Annotated in this window: 4 protein-coding genes and 1 pseudogene; 1 reads left to right on the top strand and 4 read right to left on the bottom strand. The window is 64.0% G+C overall.

The annotated features are described in order from the left end of the window. Together ABLA28_RS09625 and ABLA28_RS09620 are read right to left on the bottom strand one after the other, a co-directional pair. A partial coding sequence (locus ABLA28_RS09625) for a hypothetical protein (protein WP_347713480.1) occupies positions 1-436 on the bottom strand: 436 nt, incomplete at its 3' end. Continuing rightward, positions 418-3,606: a hypothetical protein gene (locus ABLA28_RS09620; protein WP_347713479.1), complete on the bottom strand. Its 3,189-nt coding sequence runs from the start codon at positions 3,604-3,606 to the stop codon at positions 418-420. The genes ABLA28_RS09625 and ABLA28_RS09620, both read right to left, overlap by 19 nt. A gap of 707 nt (positions 3,607-4,313) precedes the next feature. Between ABLA28_RS09620 and ABLA28_RS09615 the strand changes: the two genes are divergently transcribed. After that, positions 4,314-5,231 carry an Rpn family recombination-promoting nuclease/putative transposase gene (locus ABLA28_RS09615; protein ID WP_314719255.1) on the top strand — a complete coding sequence of 306 codons (918 nt, stop codon included), beginning with the start codon at positions 4,314-4,316 and terminating at the stop codon, positions 5,229-5,231. Positions 5,232-5,256: 25 nt separating this feature from the next. Here the strand turns inward: ABLA28_RS09615 and cobA are convergent, their stop codons facing one another. Together cobA and ABLA28_RS09605 are read right to left on the bottom strand one after the other, a co-directional pair. Beyond that, positions 5,257-6,789: a uroporphyrinogen-III C-methyltransferase gene (gene cobA, locus ABLA28_RS09610; protein WP_347713478.1), complete on the bottom strand. Its 1,533-nt coding sequence runs from the start codon at positions 6,787-6,789 to the stop codon at positions 5,257-5,259. Continuing rightward, positions 6,786-7,390, bottom strand: a pseudogene (locus tag ABLA28_RS09605) (hypothetical protein); the annotation flags it as partial. The gene cobA and the pseudogene ABLA28_RS09605, both read right to left, overlap by 4 nt.

Genomic DNA, 7,390 nt, shown 5'->3' with positions numbered 1-7,390 from the left:
CCATCACCCCGACGAGCCCCTGCCCGTCGCGGTCCCCACGGATCGTCAGGTTGGAGACGACGGCTCCAGTGCTCTCCAGATGTCCCGAGAAGGGGTTTTCCCTCGTCCCTATCGGCACCCAGTCCCGTCCCGACAGATCGATGTCACTCGAGATATGGAAATGGGCCCTCTTCGCCCCCCCTCCGTTGACCCGTTTCGCCATCAGGGCCAGTTGCTCCGCCGTCTCGATCACGTAGGGGTCGCCCGGACCGCCGGAGCCCCCGGCAAAGCCGTCGGCCGCGTGGTCGATCCAGTACTCCCGCCCCGGAACCCGGACGAACTCCCAGTTGCCCCGGTCACGAAAGGTCAGGTACGTCACGGGCCACGCCATCAGCGCGGCGAACAGAAATGCAACCGCTCTCCTCCTCAACATCGTCATCATCTTTCCCTTCCCCACCAGAAGCGGCCTCCCGCTCCTCCGGACCGGCCAAACAGCAAGAAGCACACAAGGAGAAACAGAACAGCGGCGCCGTACAAGGCATTGCATCCGCTGCCGTGCTCCATGGCCGTCGTATCGCTCCCATCGCCATAGTACTCCGCCACCCGGATGGTGTAGCGCTCGCTGCGGGCCGTCCCCTCCCCGCCGTCCGTGTAGTCCAGACGGGCCGCGTAGTATCCAGGCTTCCTCAGCACGGCAAGGCCCTCCCACTCCAGCCGATCGTCCGAGTAGCGGATGTCCGGCTTGAACTCCCTGCCGTCCTCATCCGTCAGCGTCATGTCGACGGCCCTGGGAACCTTCGTGAATACAGCAATCATAGACAATGTCTTATCCTGATAATATGGAGGGTCGGACAGGCGGAACACCTTCAAGGACGCGTCCGATACCCGGACCTCCTTCGAGTCCTCGTAGCTCCTTCCGGCAGGGTCCGTCATCCTGAAGCCGAAAATATAGCTGCCCTTCTCCGCGAAGGTCAGTCTTTTGCTTATCGTTCCCCGGACGGAGTCCGATATCGCGATGGGAAGTTCTTTCTCGACCTCTTCGGGACGTCCCTTGCGGCGGATCGACACGGTGCTGTAGGCACAGGGCCGAGAGTATGTTGCGACGTATGTGTTTTCCACGTTGTTCTTCGTCCGGTTGGGACTCAGTGCAACGACATACAGGTCGTCCTCGCCGTCCTGGGGTGTGGGTTCCCCTTGCCCGGGGCGCCTCAGGCGGATCGACAGGTCCAGATACTGCGACGGCCTGTTCGCAACCGAGGCCCGGACCGTCCCGTCGCCTCCCTCCAGCGTATCGACCACCACAAACGCGCGTCCGTTGTCCTCCGTTGCCCTCACCTGGGGCAGCCGTCCAAGATTGTTGCCCTGCATCAGCTCGAAACGGATTTTCACGTCCTTCAGGCAGTTCGTCACCCTGTCCGATCCGGTCTCGATCTTCTCCACCAGTTTCACCTTGATCGAGCCCGTTTCTTTTGGGCGGAACGCGATCGTCGTGGAATTCCGGATATTTCCCGGAAGAAGTGAGACCTGCCCAAACCCCCAGGCGCCGACGGAGGCCCCTTTCGAATAATCACGGGGAACGCCGCGTGCATCGGCCCGGAAATTCCAGGGGTAATCCGTCAGGATAGCCGGCAGGTCGGCGGAAACCCTCCCCTCGGCAGGACCGGCGTATCGTATCGGAATTGTGGGCGCGTAGCCCCCGCGATCCTCGGCCTCCGGGGGCCACAACTCGAAAACCTCTCCGACCGTGCCGTCCGACATGTCGACGGACGGCGCTTCAACCAGATTGCGGTTTTCATCCAGGGCAACGCCGTCCGCACTGTCCTCGAGCCCATCCGCCAGCAGCGAGGCATAAAAGAGCGGCTGCACCCCAGAAACGGCGGAATTACTCCGCCTCGCGACGTTGCCGAACAACGTACTGTTGCACAGCGTCAGGGCCTGGGCCTCCACCGCGCCGCCGGCCGATTCCGTCTCGTTGTCGACGAGAAGGCAATCCTTCAGCACAAGGCAAACCTCGGGACCCCACTTCCTTATTATCGAGGGGGAAAATGTATGATGCGCGGCAAAGGGAACCTCTTCCACGGCAGCATGACCCGCCGCCGGCCGACATATCGTGAAATCCGGAGAGACGACGACATTGCCAAGCCGATTGCCGACAATCGTGTTGTGTACCGAGGGCCACGGCGAGGGACCGGAGACGGCCGCTGCACCCCCACGGTCCGCACGGTTCCAGCCCACGAACGTTCGCAACAGCGTCAGGTTGACGCCATCCGCCAACAATGCACCGGGACCGCTTCGGGATTCGTTCCCCCGAAACAGGCAACGTTCCATCCGCGAGTCGCGGCCGTAGTGAACGTCGAAGCTGACGACCACGGCGGCCTCCCCTCCGGCGATGTCGACAAAGGAACAGTCCTCGAGGACAAAACCGCTGCAGTTGCAGAGCAGGCCCCCATTGCACTCCCCCGTATTCCGAGGGTCCCCCCTGCCGAACCCCTTCAGTACCAGCCCGTTGGCGAGGAAATCCCCAGCGGCGTGCAGATGACGGTAACCCCCGTCGCGAAGGCCAAGAACCAGACGCTTTCCCTCACGGCCCGTGCTGGCATCGATTTTCAGCCCTCTTATCGAACTCGCGTCAAGCACGCCGCACAGGTCGATCTCATGGACCGACGGCGCAAATTGGATGACATCCCCCTCCGTCCCCAGCAGCCGGATCGTCCATAAGATAGACCGAAGGCTTCCGGCGGGCGGATCGTTCATGTCGTCCCCCGGGTCGGTCACCCGGTAGGTCGCAGCTCCGGCGGGAAACGCCGCCAGGGCCAGCGGCACCGCCAACAGAAGAAGGCAGACTGTACGTCCCCTGCCTCTTTTAACCTCCCTTTTAACGCCAAAGAAGAACAGCACGAGAAAAAACGACGAAATGAAAAATGGAAAGGAGCGACAGCCTCCGCCACCCTTTTCGACTGCGGCCTTCCCACCGCCGCGATCGTAGGTATCGACATAAACGGGGATGGACTCTCTGCAGACCTTCCGCGTGGAGGGATCGACGAAGGTCAGGACGACCTCGTGAACCCCGGACGCACGGGGCGTCGGATACCCGATTGCCTCCAGATCGCCGCTGTTCAGAACGACATCGGCACCCTGGTAATCGCCGTCCTTCAGGATGCCGATATCCACGCTGCCGGGCAGGGATGCGAAGAGCGCCGCAACTTCGAAGCTCTGCCCCACATAATAGGGGGCCTTGGAGACTCGGAAGTCCCTCAGAGGTTTCGGCGCCGGACGGCAACGGACGGGAAAGGAAAAGAAGGAGGTTGCCCCGGAGTGGTCGGTCAGGGCCGCCCGAAAGCGGTAGCCGCCCTCAGCCGGAAGGAACAGGGGCCGGCGCGTCGCCGCATAGATTCCGCCTTCGACCGACAAGGGCAGGTTCTCATGGAGGACCCGGCCAGAGGCGTCCTCGACCGTAAGCAAAGTCGCGCCCTTCATCGCCTCGACCGTCGCGACCGTATAACGGCAAGGTACGCCGACATAGGCTTCAGGCGGGAAGAAAAGACGAACCTGCATTTCCGCGAAAACCATCCGTCCCCCCCAGAACGCCGACAACACCGCTGCAAGAAAAAGACACCGCCTCTTCATGATCGCACCTCCATCGATCCTCCATATAACCCGTCTAATCCGCCATTGGTCCACTCTCCGGAATGCACCCCATTCGCGATCGAAGCCGCCGTACGGCTCGTCATTCTCCGGCAAAAACGTCTGCGAAACCGACCGAACCGTCTCCACACATATATAAAGGCGCGGAACGTCCCGAAGGGGACGCTCCGCGCCTTTATAGTTCCATAGAATCCGCCTATTCACTCAGGTCGTACCCGGATCCCGCGCCGCCCCCGAATTCATAACGATTCCAGACAATACATACATATTTCCATTTTTATTCTTCTTTCTATAGTAGGCACCAAGGTAAAATATGTCAAGGACTCGTGCGCCTCCATGCAAGCAGGCATCCGGACAGGTGGCTTCGGGAGCCTGTACCCAGACGATGGACGCAAAAAAGGGCCATTCGGTTTTTTCATAACTTGTCCTGGCAAGAGGGCGCAATATAGTCGCCCGCAGATTCATGCCGGCGGCAGGCGGTGCGGCGTTCCCGGGATGGCAAGCGTCGATAGTGTATTTTCTCACTTATTTATAGTAAGATGTGTAAATTCGGTCCCGTTGCTGCAGGTCCGGCATCGCAGCTTGAATCCAGGGACTTTCTGCCAATCGGGAGCTTGTTTTTCGACCCCCTTTCTCGAGGTGTTGCACTCGGAGTGAAAAGCCGGGAAATCGGCACAGGGAGGCTGCAAATGAGCAGAGACAGGATCGACGAAAGGACGGCGACGCTCAACAGGCTGAACGACAGGCTGTTCAAGTTCATCTTCGCCTCCGAACATCACAAGGACATCTTGATCCGATTTCTCAACAGCGTGCTGGGTGAGGACAGGCAGATTGAGGATCTGGACTACATGGACAGGGAGTTCGATCCCTTTCTGGAGGATGGAAAGATCTCCCATTTCGACGTCCGGGCCAGGGGCAGGGACGGCAGAATTTTTCATGTCGAGGTGCAGGTCGCAAAGGAACCGCACATCTTCAAGCGCAGCCTGTTCTACGTGATGAACAGCTATGTGACCCAGATTCGTCAGGGCGATTCCTACGGCGCCCTTCACCCTGTCATCTTCGTCGGCATTCTGAATTTCGAGCTTCTGGAGGATAAACCTCAGTCCTATCATTCCGTTCACCGCCTTCTGGATACGGAGACGTACCGGTGCTATTGTGAGGATATCGAGCTTCATTACCTGGAGATCCCCAAGCTGAAGAAATTGAGAAAGACGCCTCAAACGGGATTGGAACGGATGTTGAGCTATATGGGAGGCATAGGAGGTGTGGAGGGCTTGAAACAGTTGGCGTCGCGCGACGCGGATATCGAGAGGATCCTGAAGCTGGAGGAGATGTTTGTCACCGACCCGCAGCAGTGGGTGGGCTATCTGATGCGCGAACGCGCCCAGACGGACTATGAGCACTCCCTGTCCGAACAGCTCAGGGAGGCCAAGGAGCGAGGACTGCAGGATGGCCTGCAACAGGGCCTGCAACAGGGCCTGCAGCAGGGCTTACGGACCGCAAGAGAGGAGATGGCCCGAAACCTTTCAGCGCGCGGCTTGGCTATGGATATCATTGTGGAGACAACGGGTTTGTCGGAGGAGGAGATCAGAGGAATCGTAAGCTGAAGCGCCGTTTCCCCGGAAACGGCGCTTACATGCGTTGTCCAGGCGACCAATGTGTTCGGGCATCCGGGCAGGATGATGACGCCGCCCGGATCGCCGCCTCGACCAGCGCTTCGAGCGTGGCGGACGACGCCGTGGTCACGTTCGCAAACCCCGCCCCGGCGGCGGCTCGCGCCGTCTGCTCCCCGATACAGACGGCCTGGACCCGGGAGCGGTCCCAACCGTCCGGGACGCACGCCGCAAGCCCCCGAACCGTCGAGGCGCTGCTGAAGAGGGCCATATCGAAGTCGGGGAGCGGGGCGCCCCTCGCGTACCGCGTGCGGTAGAGCGCCGCCTCGCGGAAGGGAACGCCCCGGGCCCTCAGGACCTCCGTCAGCTCCGGCGAGCCCGACTCCGCCCGAAAGAGCAGGATGTCCCCCGTTCCCATGCGGTCGGCCAGCCCCTCGGCGAGATGCGCGCCGTCGTATACGTCCGGCATGTAGTCGACGCGAAGCCCGTGCCTGCGCAGCGCGTCCCGCGTCGCGGGGCCGATGGCGGCGACGCGCGCGGACCCGAGCTCGCGGACGTCGCGGCCGGCGGACGCCAACAGCCCAAAGAACGCCTCGACCCCCGTGACGCTGGTGAACCCCACCCAGCCCGCGCCCTCCAGAAGGGGCAGCGGGCCCGTCAGGGGCTCCGTCGCGATGCAGGGGAACTCCGCCACCTCGGCCCCCGCATCCCGCAGCATCCGGGACAGACGCCCCGCACGGCCCCTCGGACGGGTCACGAGCACCCTCACGCCGGAAAGGGGCAGGGCTCCCCGCCAACCGAAGCGTTCGGCGAGCTCCACGACCTCCCCCACGACGAGGACGGCGGGCGGGCGGACGCCCGCGGAACGGGCGAGCTCGGGCAGGGAGGCCAGGGTCCCGGCGACGAGGCGCTGGTGTGCCGTCGTGCCCCGCTCGACCGCTGCTGCGGGCGTGGAGGGGGCCATCCCCGCCTCCACGAGGCGGGAGCAGAGCGCCCCGGCGGCCCCGACGCCCATGAGGAAGACCAGAGTCCCATCCAGACGGGCCAGAGCCTCGAAGTCCCGGTCCGGCAGGTCCCCGTCCCTCGTGTGGGCGGTGACGACGTGCACCGACGACGCGGCGCCCCGATGCGTCACCGGTATCCCGGCGCAGGCCGGGGCGGCGAAAGCCGAGGTCACGCCGGGCACCACCTCGAAGGGCACGCCGTGGGCCAGAAGCGCCTCGATCTCCTCGCCGCCGCGCCCGAACAGGAACGGGTCCCCGCCCTTGAGGCGGACGACCCGCCTGCCCGCAAGCGCGCGGTCCACCAGGAGCGCCTCGATCTCCCGCTGGGGCACCGGATGGCGTCCCCCCTCCTTGCCGACATCCAACCGCTCGGCCCCCTCGGGAAAGAAGGCGAAGAGCCCGGCGCCCACCAGCCGGTCGAACACCACCACCTCCGCCCGCTCCAGGACCTCCCGGCCCCTCAGCGTCAGCAGCCCCGGATCGCCCGGCCCGGCCCCGACGAGCCAGACCTTTCCCATGGGCTCGCCCTTCCTCCGTTCGCTCCTCATCGTTCCTCCGTCCTCCCATCGTCCCACCGTGCCGCCCTCAGACGCGCCGCCAGCTCACGGCCCAGGCTCCCCGCCTCCGTCCTGGGACCCGACAGTTTTCCGGTCCGGCGGATCCCCCGCACCTCGTCCGCGTAGAAGCCCGACAGGTTCAGGATGTCCCCCTCCGCGACGGCATAGGCCGCCACGGGCAGGGCGCACCCGCCGCCCAGCGCCGCGACGAAACTCCGCTCGGCCGCGGCGCAGTCCTCCGCGTCCCGGTCGCGAACGACATCCAGGTACGCGTAGTCCTCCCCCGCCCGCCCCTGACAGGCCAGGATCCCCTGGCCCGCGGCCGGGACCATCTCGTCGGGGGACAGGAGGCGGTCGATCCGTCCCTCCAGCCCCAGACGGCGCAGCCCGGCGGCGGCCAGCACCAGCATCGAGAACGGCCTGCTGCCCGACGCATCCGGCTCGTCCAGCTTGCGCAGTCGGGTCTGGATGTTGCCCCGAACGGGCTCGACGGTCCGCCCCGGGAAGAGCGTTGCCAGTTGAAGACGCCGTCGCGCCGAGGAACACCCGATCGGCCCCGAGCCGTCGTCGGGCACCGTGCTGCCGTCCACGC

Origin of the sequence: uncultured Fretibacterium sp., from assembly GCF_963544685.1 — a bacterium.
Taxonomy (GTDB): domain Bacteria; phylum Synergistota; class Synergistia; order Synergistales; family Aminobacteriaceae; genus CAJPSE01.
This window is presented reverse-complemented; position numbering and strand designations above follow the sequence as displayed.